General features: G+C 69.7%; 15 protein-coding genes. 9 read left to right on the top strand and 6 right to left on the bottom strand.

Features of this window, described 5'->3' with window-relative positions:
* The first annotated feature begins 7 nt into the window (after window positions 1-7).
* Window positions 8-598 carry a 3-isopropylmalate dehydratase small subunit gene (gene leuD, locus ABD732_RS07620; RefSeq protein WP_344782253.1) on the top strand — a complete coding sequence of 197 codons (591 nt, stop codon included), beginning with the start codon at window positions 8-10 and terminating at the stop codon, window positions 596-598.
* 208 nt (window positions 599-806) lie between these two features.
* Window positions 807-1,652, top strand: coding sequence for an HU family DNA-binding protein (locus ABD732_RS07615; RefSeq protein ID WP_344782251.1), 846 nt, complete (start codon window positions 807-809; stop codon window positions 1,650-1,652).
* Between the two features lie 39 nt (window positions 1,653-1,691).
* Here ABD732_RS07615 and ABD732_RS07610 read toward each other — a convergent pair whose 3' ends face one another.
* Genes ABD732_RS07610 through cofC form a run of 3 tightly spaced genes read right to left on the bottom strand, consistent with a single transcriptional unit; the run spans window position 1,692 to window position 5,502 of the window.
* Entirely contained in the window at window positions 1,692-2,627 is a 936-nt protein-coding gene (locus tag ABD732_RS07610; RefSeq protein WP_344782249.1) for an NUDIX hydrolase, read from the bottom strand.
* The gene (locus ABD732_RS07605) at window positions 2,624-4,816 is read right to left on the bottom strand and encodes an RNA degradosome polyphosphate kinase (RefSeq protein WP_344782247.1); all 2,193 of its coding nucleotides are present in this window, start codon (window positions 4,814-4,816) and stop codon (window positions 2,624-2,626) included. The genes ABD732_RS07610 and ABD732_RS07605 overlap by 4 nt, the downstream gene beginning before the upstream one ends.
* Window positions 4,817-4,830: 14 nt before the next feature.
* The gene (gene cofC / locus ABD732_RS07600) at window positions 4,831-5,502 is read right to left on the bottom strand and encodes a 2-phospho-L-lactate guanylyltransferase (RefSeq protein WP_344782245.1); all 672 of its coding nucleotides are present in this window, start codon (window positions 5,500-5,502) and stop codon (window positions 4,831-4,833) included.
* 144 nt (window positions 5,503-5,646) lie between these two features.
* On the opposite strand from cofC, the gene ABD732_RS07595 reads away from it, so the two are divergent.
* The gene (locus ABD732_RS07595) at window positions 5,647-6,660 is read left to right on the top strand and encodes an NAD(P)H-dependent glycerol-3-phosphate dehydrogenase (protein WP_344782243.1); all 1,014 of its coding nucleotides are present in this window, start codon (window positions 5,647-5,649) and stop codon (window positions 6,658-6,660) included.
* Between the two features lie 15 nt (window positions 6,661-6,675).
* Here ABD732_RS07595 and ABD732_RS07590 read toward each other — a convergent pair whose 3' ends face one another.
* Window positions 6,676-7,671, bottom strand: a complete 996-nt coding sequence (locus tag ABD732_RS07590) for a thiamine-phosphate kinase (RefSeq protein ID WP_344782241.1) — start codon at window positions 7,669-7,671, stop codon at window positions 6,676-6,678.
* 45 nt (window positions 7,672-7,716) lie between these two features.
* Here ABD732_RS07590 and ABD732_RS07585 point away from each other — a divergent pair, with 45 nt between their 5' ends.
* Genes ABD732_RS07585 through ABD732_RS07575 form a run of 3 tightly spaced genes read left to right on the top strand, consistent with a single transcriptional unit; the run spans window position 7,717 to window position 9,543 of the window.
* Complete coding sequence (locus ABD732_RS07585; protein WP_344782239.1) at window positions 7,717-8,310, top strand: DUF3515 domain-containing protein; 594 nt, start codon at window positions 7,717-7,719, stop codon at window positions 8,308-8,310.
* 37 nt (window positions 8,311-8,347) lie between these two features.
* A complete protein-coding gene (locus ABD732_RS07580; RefSeq protein WP_344782237.1) occupies window positions 8,348-8,869 on the top strand; it encodes a gamma carbonic anhydrase family protein in 522 nt (173 codons plus the stop codon).
* Window positions 8,869-9,543 carry a uracil-DNA glycosylase gene (locus ABD732_RS07575; protein WP_344782235.1) on the top strand — a complete coding sequence of 225 codons (675 nt, stop codon included), beginning with the start codon at window positions 8,869-8,871 and terminating at the stop codon, window positions 9,541-9,543. The genes ABD732_RS07580 and ABD732_RS07575 overlap by 1 nt, the downstream gene beginning before the upstream one ends.
* Before the next feature lie 18 nt (window positions 9,544-9,561).
* Here the strand turns inward: ABD732_RS07575 and ABD732_RS07570 are convergent, their stop codons facing one another.
* On the bottom strand, window positions 9,562-10,356 hold the full coding sequence (locus tag ABD732_RS07570) for an enoyl-CoA hydratase/isomerase family protein (protein ID WP_344782233.1): 795 nt from the start codon (window positions 10,354-10,356) through the stop codon (window positions 9,562-9,564).
* Window positions 10,357-10,486: 130 nt separating this feature from the next.
* Here ABD732_RS07570 and ABD732_RS07565 point away from each other — a divergent pair, with 130 nt between their 5' ends.
* Window positions 10,487-11,380, top strand: a complete 894-nt coding sequence (locus ABD732_RS07565) for a type IV toxin-antitoxin system AbiEi family antitoxin domain-containing protein (protein WP_344782231.1) — start codon at window positions 10,487-10,489, stop codon at window positions 11,378-11,380.
* A gap of 204 nt (window positions 11,381-11,584) precedes the next feature.
* Here the strand turns inward: ABD732_RS07565 and rpmB are convergent, their stop codons facing one another.
* Window positions 11,585-11,776, bottom strand: coding sequence for a 50S ribosomal protein L28 (gene rpmB, locus ABD732_RS07560; protein ID WP_006336855.1), 192 nt, complete (start codon window positions 11,774-11,776; stop codon window positions 11,585-11,587).
* Between the two features lie 240 nt (window positions 11,777-12,016).
* Between rpmB and ABD732_RS07555 the strand changes: the two genes are divergently transcribed.
* The gene (locus tag ABD732_RS07555; RefSeq protein WP_344782226.1) at window positions 12,017-13,669 is read left to right on the top strand and encodes a DAK2 domain-containing protein; all 1,653 of its coding nucleotides are present in this window, start codon (window positions 12,017-12,019) and stop codon (window positions 13,667-13,669) included.
* A 4-nt stretch (window positions 13,670-13,673) separates the two neighbouring features.
* Window positions 13,674-15,911: an ATP-dependent DNA helicase RecG gene (locus ABD732_RS07550; protein WP_344782224.1), complete on the top strand. Its 2,238-nt coding sequence runs from the start codon at window positions 13,674-13,676 to the stop codon at window positions 15,909-15,911.
* Window positions 15,912-15,917 lie beyond the last annotated feature (6 nt).

Below are 15,917 nucleotides of genomic sequence, written 5' to 3'. Positions count from 1 at the left end.
AACGATCATGGAACCCTTCATCACGCACACCGGCATCGGAGTTCCGTTGCAGCGCAGCAACGTCGACACCGACCAGATCATCCCCGCCGTCTACCTCAAGCGCGTCACCCGCACCGGCTTCGAGGACGGCCTGTTCGCGGCCTGGCGCGGCGACCCCGACTTCATCCTCAACAACGAGCCGTGGAGTTCGGGTTCGGTCCTGGTGGCCGGCCCCGACTTCGGCACCGGCTCTTCTCGTGAGCACGCGGTCTGGGCACTGATGGACTTCGGTTTCCGCGTGGTGATCTCCGCGCGTTTCGCCGACATCTTCCGCGGCAACTCCGGCAAAGCCGGACTCGTTGCGGCACAGGTGGATCAGAACGACGTCGAGCTGATCTGGAAGCGGCTCGAGGCTGAGCCCGGCCTGGAGCTGACCGTGGATCTGGATAGCCGGACGGTCACCGCGGGCGACCTGGTGGTGCCGCTGCAGATCGACGACTACACCCGCTGGCGCCTGATGGAAGGCCTCGACGACATCGGCCTGACGCTGCGTGAAGTGGACGCCATCGGCGAGTTCGAGAAGGAGCGCCCGGGCTTTTTGCCGGTCACCCTCCCGTGACCCGCGGGCGTCTCGTCGCGACCGGGAACGGCCCGGCCGATCGGGTCCGACCGACCCGAATGTGAACAAACGCTCATCGAACTCCTTACCGCCCGTGCCGATTCGGGTGGTAAGGAATTCGGTGTTGCGCCCACGATTTCTGCTTTCGCCGTTTACCGTGTGAAATAGCTGGCCCCGCTGGCGAAACCACACAAACGCGGAGGAACCGATGAACAAGGCCCAACTCATCGAAGAGCTGACCAAGCGCCTCGATGCCGACCGCAAGACCGCTACCGAGGCGGTGGAGACCCTCATCGACACCATCGTCCGGGCGGTGAACAAGGGTGAGAGCGTCACCATCACCGGCTTCGGTGTCTTCGAGAAGCGCCGTCGCGCACCGCGAGTAGCCCGGAATCCGCGCACCGGGGAGACCGTGAAGGTGCGCGCCACCTCGATCCCGGCATTCCGGCCCGGAGCGCAGTTCAAGGAGATCGTCGCGGGCCGCCGCAAGCTGAAGGCGGGTGAGCCCGCGGTCAAACGAACGGCCGAGAAGGCTGAACCGGCCAAGAAGACCGCCGCCAAGAAGACTGCCGCCAAGAAGACCGCCGCCAAGAAGACCGCCGCCAAGAAGACCGCCGCGAAGACCACAGCCGCCAAGAAGACGACGGCGGCGAAGAAGACCACGGCGGCGAAGAAGGCCACGGCGGCCAAGAAGGCCACTCCGGCCAAGAAGACCACGGCCGCGAAGAAGACCACGGCCGCCAAGAAGACGACCGCCGCGAAGAAGTCGGCTCCGGCGAAGAAGACCACGGCCGCCAAGAAGACCACGGCTGCGACGAAGGCCACGGCGGCTAAGAAGTCGGCTCCGGCCAAGAAGGCCACGGCGGCCAAGAAGGCCACTCCGGCCAAGAAGACCGCCGCCAAGGCCACCCCCGCGAAGAAGACCGCGGCCAAAAAGACTGCGGCCAAAAAGACTGCGGCGACGAAGACTGCGGCCAAGAAGACTCCGGCAAAGAAGACTGCGGCCAAGAAGGCTCCGGCCAAGAAGTCTGCGGCCAAGAAGACCGCGAAGTAGCCCGAACCCCCACTGACCCGCCGCGTCGTTCGCGGCGGGTCAGTGGCCGTTCTTGCCCGGCAACGGGCTGGACAGATGGTCGATCTGCACCAGTGCGTCCCCGTGGAGGGTGAGGATCCAGACGCTGCCCTTGCGGTACCGCGACGAGGGCAGGTCGATGCCGGCCTCACCCGCCCAACGCTCCAGCAGGGGAGCGATGGCTCTGCCTTGGCTGCAGACCGCTCGTACACCGGGCACCGGGGCGGCGAGCTCGGTCAGGCGCGCGAACGCGGTTTCCGGGTCGGCGGCGTAGGCCTCCTCGGTGAGCGCGGGTTCGTTCACGATGTCGGTGCGCAACTCCTGTGACATCGGCACCAACGTCTCCACGCAGCGCAGCCGGTCGGCGGCGTGCAGATGCCGCACGCCGTACAGTCCGAGCAGCGGCACCAGCGCTTCGGCCTGGGCGGTGCCCGCCGCGTCCAGGGGCCGCTGCGTGTCGTCGCCGGTGAACCGCGAACGACGTCCGGCTTTGGCGTGTCGAATCACGATGAGCTCGTGCAGTTCGCGAACCGGTTGCGCGGCAAAGCGCTTCAGGATCTTGCGGTCGGCGTCGTACGAAACGGTGCGCTCGGCCCCGGACACCGACAGCCACTGGATGTCGTCGGTCTCGTGATTGGTGACGAAACGTCCGCCGTCCGCCTGCATCGACCAGTAGGTGACCTTCTTGCGAACGCCCGGTCTGAGGTCGTAGCTGACCGTGCCCAGCCGCCGGCCGATGCGGCTGTCGTAGCCGGTCTCCTCGGACATCTCCCGCGCGGCGGTGGCCACCAGCAGCTCGCCGTCGTGCGCCTTGCCCTTAGGCAGCGACCAGTCGTCGTACCGCTTGCGGTGGACTACGGCCACCTCGACCTTGCCGGGCTTGTGATCAGAGCCCGGGGCCCTCGTGCGCCACAGGACACCGCCGGCCGCCCAGACCGTCCGAGAAGACGACGTCACGTGCCCGATCCCGGATCCGAATGGCGCCGCCGGCGGGTCACCATCTTCCGTTGATGGTCGCGGACCTCCTCACCGGCCGCGGGCGACGCCGTCCACCCGCCGTCGGGGCGCAGTTCCCAGCAGCGGGTGCGCGGGTCGAACGCGGAGTCGAAGATGTCCTGCAGATCGGCGGCCAGCCGCCGGTCCCGCACCTGCACCATCACCTCGACGCGGCGGTCCAGGTTGCGGTGCATCATGTCGGCACTGCCGATCCAGTACTCCTGCGCAGCGCCGAAGACCATGATCCGCGAGTGCTCCAGGAACTGGCCGAGAATGGAACGGACGGTGATGTTCTCGCTGAGGCCCGGCACACCCGGGCGGAGCGCACAGATGCCGCGGACGAAGATGTCCACCGGCACCCCGGCCTGCGAGGCGCGGTACAGCGCGTCGATCACCTGCTCGTCGACCAGCGCGTTGGCCTTGAGTTGGATTCGGGCACTGGTGTTCCCGGCGCGCAGCGCGGCCACCTCGCCCTCGATCCGCTCGATGATCCCGGTCCGGATGCCGTGCGGAGCGACCAACAGATTCCGGTACTCGCTCTTCCGGGAGTAACCGGTCAGCGTGTTGAACAGGTCGGTCAGGTCCGCGCCGATCTCCGGGGCGGCCGTCAGCAGGCCCACGTCCTCGTACAGTCGGGCGGTCTTCGGGTTGTAGTTGCCGGTGCCGATGTGGCAGTAGCGGCGGATCGTGGAACCCTCGCGGCGCACCACCAGGCACGTCTTGCAGTGGGTCTTGAGGCCGACCAGCCCGTACACCACGTGCACCCCGGCCTGCTCCAGCTTGCGGGCCCAGCGGATGTTCGCCTGCTCGTCGAACCGCGCCTTCAGTTCCACCAGCGCCACCACCTGCTTCCCGGCGGCGGCCGCATCGATCAGGGCGTCGACGATCGGGGAGTCACCCGACGTGCGGTACAGCGTCTGCTTGATCGCCAGCACCTGCGGGTCGGCGGCGGCCTGCTCGATGAAGCGCTGCACGCTCGTGGAGAAGCTGTCGTACGGGTGATGCACCAGCACGTCACCCTCGCGCAGGGTGGTGAAGATGCTCTTGGGAGTCTCCCGCTCACCGAACGCCGGGTGGGTCTTCGGGACGAAGGGGCGCTCCTTGAGGCCGGGCCGGTCGATGGCGTGCACCTCGAACAGGGCGGTCAGGTCGAGCAGCCCGGGCACCTGGATCACATCGGCCGGATTCACGTCGAGTTCGCGCAGCAACAGCTCGAGCATGTGCTCGCTCATGTCGTCGCCCACTTCCAGGCGGACCGGCGAGCCGAAACGGCGGCGCGCCAGCTCGCGCTCCAGGGCCTGCAGCAGATCCTCGTCGCGGTCCTCGTCCACTTCGAAGTCGGCGTTGCGGGTGATGCGGAAGACGTGCTGCTCCACCACCTGCATGCCGGGGAACAGGAACTCCAGGTTGGCGCCGATCAGCTTCTCCAGGGGAAGGAAGATCGCCGGGTGATGGCCGTCGGGTCCGGGCGGATCGGTGTCCGGGATCAGACGGTCCACGCGGATGAAGCGGTTGATGTTGTTGGGCACCTTGACGCGGGCGAAGTGCTCGCCGCCCTCGCCGACGTCGCGCACGGTCACCGCCAGATTCAGGGACAGACCGCTGATGTAGGGGAACGGATGCGCCGGATCCACCGCCAGCGGCGTCAGGACCGGGAACAGCTCGTTGTGGAAGTACTCGCGCAACCGCACCTGCTGGATCTGCGACAGATCGTCCCAGCCGACGATGCGCACGTTCACCTCGTCGAGGGCCGGCTGCACCGAGTCGATGAACACCCGGGCGTGCCGGGCCGCGATCTTCTGGGTGCGCGCGGCGATCATCTGCAGCTGCTCGCGCGGGGAACGGCCGTCGGCCGAGCGCACCGACAGGCCGGTCTCGTCGCGTCGTTTGAGACCGGCGACCCGGACCATGAAGAACTCGTCGAGGTTCGAGGCGAAGATCGCCAGGAACTTGGCACGTTCGAGCAGCGGCAGCGAGGTGTCCTCGGCCAGCGCCAGGACCCGGGAATTGAAGTCGAGCCAGCCGAGTTCACGGTTGAAATAGCGTTCGGCGGGCAGGTCGGCGGACTCGTCGGGATCGACGGTCTCGGCCGGAAGAGCGGCGGGCAGCGCCGGGGTGGGGTGTTCGGTGGTCTCGTCCGTGGCGGTCACGAGTTTATTCTTCCCTATCGGCCCCGATCGTGCGCGGCGTCGCAGGCGGGGACCGACAGCACGGCCCTGGTCCGCGGCCCCACGCCCAGGTCGGACGCGATGCGCAGGTCGCCGGGAGTATCCACATCGCAGCGCAGATCGGGCCACCACCGCTGCTGCGGATCCAGTTCCACGGCGCCGGCCGCCCGGTGGGCCGCTGCCGAGTCCGGGCCGAAGGCGGGGCGGACGCCGATGCCGGCGCCGACGGCCAGCAGCGCTGTCCCGGTCCGGTGCCGGTCGGCCACGAAGGCCGCCGGATACGCCGCCGCGGCGGCGAGCGCGGCGCCGAAGGTCTCCGCGCGAAGCGCCGGAAGATCGGCCTGGAGATAGACCACCCCGCCCGTCGCCGCGGCGGCGCCGTGCCGCAGGGCCGCATTGAGCCCGGAGGCTCCGGCGGGTTCGTCCAGGGCGAGCGCTCCGAGGGCGCGTGCGGTGCGATGCACCTGCGGGTCCGGGCTCACGACGACGATCGTTTGCGCCCCGGCCGCGCGCACCGCGTCGACGGTGTCGGCGAACATCGCGGCGACCAGAGCAGCCCGGTCGCCGAGCGCGGCCGGCTCGGCGGCAAGACGGCTCTTGGCGTGCTGCAGCTCCTTGAGCGCCAGCACCACTGTGATCGGTTCGCACACGGGAATCCCGTCGGACATGTGAACCATGGTGCACCCCTCGTCCCGGAGGCGCCGGGAGGGGATCGCCGAACACGGCGATCCGGCAGACCATTCGACTGCTCCGGGCCGCCGGGCGCACTAGGCTGAGGCCATCCAACGGCGGTCGGGACGAGGAGTTCTCTGGTGCGAGCAGTAGTGATGGGATCGGGGTCATGGGGCACGGCGGTCGCGAAGATCCTCGTCGACGCCGGCAACGAGGTGACGATGTGGGCGCGCCGCCCCGAACTCGCAGAACAGATCAACACGCTCCACGAGAACCAGGACTACCTGCCCGGGATCACGCTCCCGGCAGGGCTGACGGCGGTCTCGTCGGTCGCCGAGGCCCTCGACGGCAAGGAACTGGTGGTCTGCGCGGTGCCCTCGCAGTCGCTGCGCGCGAATCTGGACGGCTGGCGCGACCACCTGCCCGCCGATGCGGTGCTGCTGTCGCTGGCCAAAGGCGTGGAGATCAGCAGCGGTGAGCGGATGAGCCAGGTGATCAAGGAGGTGACCGGTTTCGGGGACAGCCAGGTCGCGGTGCTCTCCGGCCCGAACCTGGCCCGCGAGATCGCGATGGAGCAGCCGGCGGCGACGGTGATCGCCTGCACCGACGAGGCCGTCGCTCAGCGCGTGCAGGAGGCGTTCGCCGCCCCGTACTTCCGCCCCTACACCAATACCGACGTGGTCGGCACCGAGATCGGCGGCGCGGCCAAGAACGTCATCGCGCTGGCCTGCGGCATGGCCTCGGGCATGGGCTTCGGGGAGAACACCCTCGCGACCCTGATCACCCGCGGCCTGGCCGAGACCATCCGGCTGGGCGTGGCCCTCGGCGCAGACATCACCACCCTCGCCGGCCTCGCCGGCGTCGGGGACCTGGTGGCCACCTGCTCGTCGCCGCTCTCGCGCAACCGGACCTTCGGCGCGCGCATGGGGGAGGGGGCATCGCTGGAAGAGGCGCAGGCGGCGACCAACGGCCAGGTGGCCGAGGGCGTGAAGTCGTGCCGATCGGTGCGGGCCCTCGCCCAGCAGCACGAGGTCGAGATGCCGCTCACCGAAGCCGTGTACCAGGTGTGCCATGAGGGTCTGCCCGTGCAGGACATGGTCGGCATGCTCCTGGGCCGCACCACCAAGCCCGAGGTCTACGGCGCCGCCCGCTGACCCCGGCAGCTGCGGTCAGGCCTCGCTGAACGACTGCCAGCCGCGCAGATCGGTCACCGGCTCGGAGTCGACGGTCGGACCACCCGGGCCCGGCGTCACCGCTCCGACGACGGTCCAGCCGTCCGGCACCCCGCCCGGGGCGAAGACGGCCAGCAGTTCGTGATCCTCGCCGCCGGTCAGCGCCCACCGCACCGGGTCGACGCCGAGTTCGGCGGCGAGCGCGTCGAGCCCGTCCGGGCGCGGTACGGCGGCCGATGTCACGTCCACGCCCAGCTCGGACGCACCGGCCATCGTGATGATCTCCTCCACCAGACCGTCGGAGACGTCGGTCATCGCGTGAGCATCCGCCCGCGCGGCCAGCGGTCCCTGCGTGAGATCGGGCTGGGGGAGGCGATACCGTTCCACCAGGCCGGAGAAGCGTTGCGCCAGAGTGGGATCGGCGCCGTTCTCGATGGCCGACAGGACCGCGAGGCCGGCCGCCGCGCCGCCGAGCGGGCCGCTCACCGCGAGGACGTCACCCGGCTGTGCGCCGGCCAGCGTCACCGGTGCCAGCCCGGCCAGGTAACCGAGCGAGGTGACGGTGAGGATCACCGACGGCGACGACACCAGGTCGCCGCCGAGCACCCGGCCGCCGAGGCGGTGGGTCTGAGCCACCAGCCCCTCGTTCAGCGCGAGCAACCGATCGACCGGGGTCTCCGGCGGGCAGCCGATCGACACGACGAGCCCGCTCAGCGAGCCGCCCATCGCCGCGATGTCCGCGGCGCTCTGCACCACCGCGCGCGCCCCGATCTGCTCGGGGGACGACCAGTCGAAGCGGAAGTGCCGCCCCGCGACGGCCGTGTCCGTGCTGACCACCACGTCGCCGTCGCCGCGCAGGACGGCGGCATCGTCGCCGGAGCCGATCACCACGTCGTCGTCGAATCGGCCCGCGGCCGCCGTGAACAGTCCGATCAGCGCCCGCTCACCGACTTCGCCGACAGTCCGTCGGCGGGGCTCAGGATCCTTCTCCACAGCGCCGACACTACGCGCCGGACAGGCCCTCGCTAGGGTCGTCCCATGAGCACGAAGGACTCCGACCCCGAGAGCGGCGAGCGCGCCGGTGACCAGCCGCAGGCCGCCGGCGAGCCGGACGCCGCCGAGCCCGCCTACCGGCTCAGTCCCGCGCTGATCGCCACCCTGGTGGCGATCCCGGTGATGGTGATCATCGCGTTCATCGTCTTCGCCGTCATCAAGTCCAACGAGGTGTCGGCGACGCCGGTGGACTCCTACGCAGCCTCCGACGAGGACACCGACCGCTGCCCACAGCTGATCGGCGAACTGCCCGAGACCTTCGGCGACTACGCAGACAAGACGGTCGACGGGAACACCGTCCGCTGGACCACGGAGGGGTCGACCGAGCCGCTGGTGTTCCGCTGCGGCGTCGCCCGTCCCGAGGATCTGGCCCCCACCAGCGCCCTGCAGGTGATCCATCCGACGCAGTGGTTCATCACCGACACCGAGGAGGCACGCGGTCAGGCCTACGTGCTGGTCGACCGGCGTCCGTACGTGGCCGTGTGGGTGCCGGCGGGCGCCGGCAACGCTCCGTTGACCGACATCTCCGCGCTGGTGGCCGAGCTGCCGCCGGCGCCGCTGGACTTCGGCGGGAACTGACCGGCGACCGCTCGGGTCGCGATGGTTAGATCGGGCCATGGCTGTTTACGCGCTCGGTGAGCGGGAACCGGTACTCGGCAAAGACGTCTACGTGCATCCGGATGCGACGGTGATCGGCGACGTCCGTCTCGGTGACGGGGTCTCGGTGTGGCCCGGAGCGGTGCTGCGCGGCGACTACGGCACCATCACGATCGGCGCCCGCACCAACATCCAGGACGGCACCGTGATCCACTGCACCTTCACCGAGCCGACCGTGCTCGGCGCGGGCTGCGTGGTGGGGCACAACGCGCACATCGAGGGGGCGACCATCGGCGACGACTGCCTCATCGCCTCCGGTTCGGTGGTGCTCAACGGGTCGACGATCGGATCGGGGTCAGTGGTGGGTGCCGGCGCCGTGGTGCCCTACAAGAGCAACGTCCCGGCCCGATCGATGGCCGTCGGGGTGCCGGCCAAGGTCCGCGAGGGCACCGAGATCCCCGAGGGACACCTGACGGCCAACGTCGAGCTCTACTTCCAGAACGCGCAGTACTACGCTCGCGATCTGCGGCGGCTCGACTGATGGCCGCACCGCTGGCCGAACTCGTCGATCCGGGGTGGGCGCGGGCGCTGGCGCCGGTCGAGGAGCAGATTGCCGCGATGGGGGACTTCTTGCGCGCCGAGAACGCCGCCGGCCGCGGCTACCTCCCCGCCGGGTCGAACGTCCTGCGCGCCTTCGCCCAACCGTTCGACGACGTCCGGGTGCTGATCGTCGGACAGGATCCGTATCCCACGCCCGGCCACGCAGTGGGCCTGAGTTTCTCTGTGGCGCCGGAGGTTTCGCCGATCCCGAAGTCGCTGATCAACATCTACAAGGAGTACTGCGACGACCTCGGCTACCCGCGCCCGGCCACCGGCGACCTGACGCCGTGGGCCGCCAACGGGGTGCTGCTGCTCAATCGCGTGCTGACCGTGCAGCCGGGCGAACCGGCCTCGCACCGCCGCAAAGGCTGGGAAGCGGTCACCGAATGCGCCATCAAGGCGCTCGCCGCGCGGGACGAGCCCCTCGTGGCCGTCCTCTGGGGCAACCACGCCCGCGAGGCCCTGCCGTGGCTGCCGGACGTGCCGGTGATCAGCTCGGCGCATCCGTCGCCGCTGTCGGCTTCGCGCGGGTTCTTCGGATCGCGCCCGTTCAGCCGCGCCAACAGCGAGCTCGCCGACCTGGGCGGCGAGCCGGTGGACTGGCGTCTGCCGTAACGCCCACCGGCTGCGCGGTCAGGAGCGGGCGCTCGGGAAGTCGGGAATCCGCTTGGCCAGGAAGGCGTCCACGCCTTCCACGCCCTCGCCGGTGACCGCCAGGTCGGCGATGGACTCCGCCTCGGCGGTCAGCTGCTCGGCCAGCGTGTTCGACGAAGAGGTCATCAGCAGGTGGCGGATGGCGGCGTAGGCGCCGGTCGGGCCGTTGGACAATTCGGCGGCCAACTCGCGGGCGCGGCTGCTGACCAGGCTGTCGTCCTCGGCGATCTCGCTGAGCAGGCCGAGGTCGAGAGCGGTCTCGGCGTCGAGCGCCTCGTCGCGCATCAGGATGGTGCGGGCCCGGCCCAGCCCCACGATGCGGGGCAGCAGCCACGACATGCCGCCGTCCGGGGACAGTCCGATGCCCGGGTACGCCGGGCGCAGGCGAGTGGTCTGCCCGCCGACCGCGAAGTCCGCGTGCAGGGCGATCGACATGCCGGCGCCGGCGGCCCAGCCGTTCACGGCCGCGACGGTCGGCAGCTGGGTGGCGTACAGGGCGGACAGAAAGGTGTTGAGGTCGTGGGCCAGGCCGCGGAGGAACTCGCGGCGGTCGTCGGCCGAGGCGAAGTCGGAGACGTTGCCGCCCGCGCAGAAGTTCTTGCCCTTTCCGGTCAGCAGGACGGCGCGGGCCTTCAGGTTGCCGCGCATCACGCGGTGCAGCGCGTCGGTGCCGGCCAGGATCGCGCCGCGGTCGAGGGCGTTGCCGCCGGTCTCGAGGGAGACGGGGATCTCGAGGACGCCGTCGTCGTGCAGGGTGGTCAGATCATCGCTCATGTATGTCAGCTTATGTCGAGTGCGCGGCGCCATAGGCGGTGATCGCCGATGACTTTCGCCACCCCGGATCCGCCTCGCCGCATCGGCGCGGCGAGGGAACCGGACGGCCTGCCCGCGCGTCTAAGCGGACGTGGGGGATGTCGGGGCGGTCGCCGCGGAGCTGGCCGAGCACGAGGGAATCATCACGGTCGAGCGGGCAGTCGGGTGCGGCCTCAGCCGCGGCCAGATCCAGCGCCGGCTGGCCTCGGGGGCCTGGAAACCGGTCACCCGGGGCGTCTATCGGTCGGCCTCGCACCCGTACACGGAGTCGGCGATGGTCCGCGCCGCGGTGGCGGCGCATCGCGGCGTCGCCGACCGTACGACGGCGGCGTGGTGGCATGGGCTGCTGGCGGAGTTGCCCGACCAGCTGACCATCGCGGTCCGGTCGAAGCCGACCGCGCTGCGGTGGACGGGCGGCACGGTGAAGGCGCTGCGCCGCCGCTACCACGCCGACGACGTGACATCGGTGCGCGGACTGGCGGTGACCGGTCTGCCGATGACCGTGCTCACCGCCGCCGCGGCCCTCGACGACGGGTCCCGGCTGATGGATCGGGCGCTGCAGTCGCAGCCGGTGACGGTGGCCGACCTGGAGGCGAGTCTCGAGCGCAACGCCGGGATCGCCGGCTTCGGCCGGGCCCGCAGGCTGGTGGCGGTCGCCGGCGCCGACACGGAGTCGGCGGCCGAGCGGCTCTTCGTCGACCTGCTGGTCGCCGAGCGGATCGGTGGCTGGGAACTGCAGCGCAAGTTCGGTCCGTGGCGCCTCGACGTGGCCTGGCCCGAGGAGAAGGTGGCGGTGGAGATCGACGGGTGGGCGTTTCATCATCGGCCGGACCAGTTCGAGCGGGACCATCGCAAACGGAACGCGCTGGCCAAGGCGCACTGGATTCCGCTGGGGTACACGTGGCATCAGCTGACCGACGATCCGGGTGGGTGCATGCGCGAGGTGATCGATGCGCTCGCCGAGCGGCGCGCGGAGTCGTCGTGATCGGGTTTGCGCGGGTCTGTCGGGCACGGGACCGGGGAGGGCGGCGCGCAGAGTGTCGAAGTGTCGTCGCATACCGGTGCGAGTTCGACACTCTGTCCGGCGGCCGGCCGGGTCGCAGCGGCCACTGGTCGTCGAGACAGCGAAACGCCGCCCGGCGCGGGGCCGGACGGCGGTTCGTTCAGTTCAGCGTGTGCTGAGGTCGGCTCAGACCGAAGCGGTCTTGCCGGCCTTCAGGCACGAGGTGCACACGTTCTTGCGCTTGCGGTTGCCCGGGGCCACCTCGACGCGCACCGACTGGATGTTCGGGTTCCAGCGACGGTTGGTGCGGCGGTGCGAGTGCGAGACCGACTTGCCGAAGCCGGGGCCCTTGCCGCAGATGTCACAAACGGCAGCCATGTCGAACTCCCTTGGTTGAAGATTGTTTCAGTGGTACTCACCTGTCGAGCCGCGCAGGGATGCGTCTGGCGTGACAGGCAACCCGACAAGAATAACCGGCCGGGGGCCGGGCTGCCAAATCAGCACCGGACGGTCCGGGGCTTCCGCGGGCACAGTCGGAGGTGCCGCGTAATCTTTCACACAGCTACTCCGCGCGCGGTGTGGTGCGGCGACGAGCGGCGAGGAAAGGGGCACCAGCGAGTGGGACGGACTGGTGAGAGCGTTCCGATCAGCCCCGAGCTGATCCGGGACTGGGCGCACAGCTGTGCGACCGGACTGGAGGCGCAGCGCGGCGAGATCAACGACCTCAACGTCTTCCCGATCCCCGACGCCGACACCGGCAGCAACATGGCCTTCACCATGGCCGGCGCCGCGGCCGCGCTCGATTCGCTCGGCGACGTCGGCAGGACCGATCTGGCTCTGGTCACCCGCACCCTCGCCGACGGCGCAGTCGCCAATGCCCGCGGCAATTCCGGCATCATCTTGTCGCAGATCCTGATGGGACTCGCCGATGCCGCAGATCTGGCCGACGCCGAGAACGATCCCAGCTTCAACCGGCTGGTGACGAACGGTCTGCGGCTGGCCGCACTGTCGGCGCGGCGGGCGGTCAGCATTCCACGTGAGGGCACCGTTCTGACGCTGCTGCGCGTGGCGGCCGATGTCGCCGCGCGGGAGGTGCACGGTTCGCCGGCCGACCTGGTCCGCGCCGTCGCCGACGAATGCGCCGTGGCTCTGGAAGAGACCACCGAGCAGATGATCGAACTGTCGAACGCGGGTGTGGTCGACGCCGGCGCGCGCGGTTTCCTGGTGATGCTCGACGCGCTGGTGCTGGTGGTGACGGGAGTGGCGAATCGCCGCCGTTCATACCGCGGGTCCATGGCCGACACCGGTCACGGCGACGACGGCTGCTCCGGTTCCGGTGACACGGACTTCGAGGTGATGTATCTGCTGACCGCCGAGGACGGCACCAAGATCGGCTCGCTGCGCGACGAGCTCGGTGAACTCGGCGACTCGGTGGTGATCGTCGGCGACAGTTCGACCGCTGCCGAGCAGTTCTCGGTGCACGTCCACACCGACGAGCCGGGGGCCGCGGTGGAAGCCGGGCTGCGACTCGGCGAGGTGCGCGACATCCGCATCAGCTGCTTCCTGCTCGACGAGGCGCGCAACACCCCCGGCGCCAACGAGCCGCCGCCGCGGCACAAGCGGGCGGTGCTGGTGCTGGCGCAGGGCGACGGCGCCGCCGCACTGTTCGGAGAAGCCGGTGCGGCCGTGGTGCGCACCGATCACGGCGTGCACCCGGCCACCGTGGCCGAGGCGATCCGCACCGCCGACAGCGCGCACACCGTCGTGATGGGCAACGGGATGATCGCGTCGGCAGATCTGGTGTCGGTGGGTGCCGAGGCGCGGTCGGCCACCCGGTCGCTGGTGTTCATCCCGACGCTGTCGATGGTGCAGTGCTTGTCGGCGCTCGCCGTGCACGACCCGGGGGAGGCCCCGGACGTGGACGCCTTCGCGATGGCCGAAGCCGCTGCCGCCACCCGCTGGGGCTCGCTGCGCCGGTCCACCGGCAAGATGATGACGCTGGCGGGCACCTGCGAGATCGGCGACACCCTGGGCCTGATCGGTTCGGACGTGCTGGTGATCGCCCCGGAGCAGCCCGAGGCGGCGACCGCCCTGATCGATCTCATGCTGGCCACCGGCGGTGAGATGATCACCATCCTGGCCGGCACCGACCTGGATCCTGTGGCGTACGAACGGATCGAGGAGCACGTGCGCCGGGAGTACGCGGGGATCGAGCTCGCGATCTACGACGGTGGCCAGTCGACTCAGTTGCTGCAGATCGGTGTCGAATAGCGCCATGGGAGACCACGCCGCGACCCTCTCCACGACGAGCGAACTGACCGCGACGTCGCTGGATCCGCGTCTGGTCGCCAAGCTGGCAGACCTGGAACTGGTGACCGTGGGCGAACTCCTGCGGTACGTACCGCGCCGCTACCTGGCGCGTGGGGACAGCGCCGACGACGAACTGCCCGAGCCGGGGACCTGGATCAACGTGGTCGGGCACGTGACCCGGTGCGAGAACATCCCGATGAAGCGCAAGCCGGGCAGCTTCCTCAAAGTGGTGGTGAACGACGGTCGCCGTACCTACGAAGTCAGCTTCTTCAACGCCCGGTGGATGAAGAAGCGGCTGGTTCCGGGCACCCGGCTGGCGCTGGCCGGGACGGTCAAGTACTTCCGCGGTCAGATCCAGCTCTCCCACCCGGAATGGCTGGTGCTGCCCGACGCGGTCGACGATCGGGTGCAGGGCACGTCGATGCTCACCGAGATGTACGCCGATCAGGCCGAGCAGGATCCCGACCACATCGCTTCGGCCGAGGACATGGACCACTTCTCGCGCGACATCGTTCCGATGTATCCGGCCACCAAAGACGTGCAGACGTGGGAGATCTGGCGAGCGATCCGCAGCGTGCTCGCCGATCTCGGGCCGATCGCCGACGCCCTCACCGACGCGCAGCGCTCCGAGCGCGGGCTGCTGACGAGCGACGAGGCCGTCCGGAAGATCCACCTGCCCGACACGCAATCCGACATCCAGGAGGCCACCGAGCGTCTCAAGTTCGATGAGGCGCTCGCCGTGCAGACGGCCCTGGCGCAGAACAGGATCGCCGCGGGCACCGAGTCGGCGCACTCCTGTCCGCACGTTCGGGGCGGGCTGGAGGACCAGCTCCTCGCCTTGCTGCCGTTCGACCTGACGGCCGGCCAGAACGACGTGGTCGCCGAGATCGCCCACGACATCGGGCAGCCGCACCCCATGAACCGGCTGCTGCAGGGCGAGGTCGGTTCCGGTAAGACCCTGGTGTCGCTGCTCGCCATGCTGCGCGTGGTGGACAACGGGCACCAGTGCGCCATTCTGGCGCCGACGGAAGTGCTTGCCGCACAGCATTATCGGACCGTCATGACCATGCTCGGCGATCTGGCGCGCGGGGGTCAGCTCGGGGCCGCCGACTCGGCGACGCACGTCGCGTTGCTGACCGGCTCGCAGAAGACCGCGGAACGCAGGCAGACGCTGCTCGACATCGTGACCGGGCAGGCCGGGATCGTCATCGGAACGCACGCGCTGCTGGAGGACAACGTCGAGTTCTTCGACCTCGGCATGGTGGTGGTCGACGAGCAGCACCGTTTCGGCGTGGAGCAGCGGGATGTGTTGCGCGCCAAGGGCAGAGTGAACCGGCCGCACTTCCTGGTGATGACCGCCACTCCGATTCCGCGGACCGTCGCGATGATCACTTTCGGCGACCTGGAGACCTCCACGCTGTCCGAGCTTCCGCGGGGCCGCCAGCCGATCACGAGCAATGTGGTGCCCATGGACAACCCGAAGTGGGTGAACCGGGTGTGGGACCGGGCCGCCGAGGAGGTGGCTGCGGGCCGCCAGGTGTACGTGGTGTGCACGCGCATCGGTGACGAGAAGTCGAACGCCGACGCGCAGGAGATCTCGGTGCTCGACCAGTGGCAGGAACTCACCGAGTCCGGGCCGCTGGTGAACCGTTCGATCGACTATCTCCACGGCCGCCTCCCGGGCGACGAGAAGAACGAGGTGATGGACCGGTTCACCCGCGGGGAGCTGGACGTCCTGGTCTCCACCACCGTCATCGAGGTGGGTGTGGACGTACCCAACGCGACCATGATGGTGATCGTCAACGCCGAACGGTTCGGCGTGAGCCAACTGCACCAGTTGCGCGGCCGTGTCGGACGAGGCCGGCACGCCGGACTGTGCCTGCTGATGACGACGGCCAAGCCGGGCACCTCCGCGCGGTCGCGGCTGGATGCGGTGGCGGCCTCCAGCGACGGTTTCGAACTGGCCCGCATCGACCTGGAGGCCCGCCGCGAGGGCGACGTGCTCGGGGCGGCGCAGTCCGGAGGCAAGTCGTCACTGCACTTCCTGTCGCTGCTCAAGGACGCCGACGTGATCGAGGACGCGCGCGAGCTGGCCACCGAGATCGTGTCGGCGGATCTGCCGCTGGCCGACCATCCGGCGCTGGCCGGACTGGTGGATGCGATCCTGCTGCCCTCGAAGCTGGGCTATCTGGAGAAGTCGTAGGGCCGG

The organism is Gordonia caeni (assembly GCF_039537105.1).
Taxonomy (GTDB): Bacteria; Actinomycetota; Actinomycetes; order Mycobacteriales; family Mycobacteriaceae; genus Gordonia; species Gordonia caeni.
The sequence above is the reverse complement of the archived record's forward strand: the minus strand, read 5'-3'. Positions and strand labels throughout refer to the sequence as shown.

Coding starts and splice junctions, on each gene's coding strand:
- leuD (WP_344782253.1), top strand. CDS start 8: ATGGAACCCTTCATCACGCACACCGGCATCGGAGTTCCGTTGCAGCGC.
- ABD732_RS07615 (WP_344782251.1), top strand. CDS start 807: ATGAACAAGGCCCAACTCATCGAAGAGCTGACCAAGCGCCTCGATGCC.
- cofC (WP_344782245.1), bottom strand. CDS start 5,502: ATGTCCGACGGGATTCCCGTGTGCGAACCGATCACAGTGGTGCTGGCG.
- ABD732_RS07585 (WP_344782239.1), top strand. CDS start 7,717: ATGAGCACGAAGGACTCCGACCCCGAGAGCGGCGAGCGCGCCGGTGAC.
- ABD732_RS07580 (WP_344782237.1), top strand. CDS start 8,348: ATGGCTGTTTACGCGCTCGGTGAGCGGGAACCGGTACTCGGCAAAGAC.
- ABD732_RS07575 (WP_344782235.1), top strand. CDS start 8,869: ATGGCCGCACCGCTGGCCGAACTCGTCGATCCGGGGTGGGCGCGGGCG.
- ABD732_RS07570 (WP_344782233.1), bottom strand. CDS start 10,356: ATGAGCGATGATCTGACCACCCTGCACGACGACGGCGTCCTCGAGATC.
- rpmB (WP_006336855.1), bottom strand. CDS start 11,776: ATGGCTGCCGTTTGTGACATCTGCGGCAAGGGCCCCGGCTTCGGCAAG.
- ABD732_RS07550 (WP_344782224.1), top strand. CDS start 13,674: ATGGGAGACCACGCCGCGACCCTCTCCACGACGAGCGAACTGACCGCG.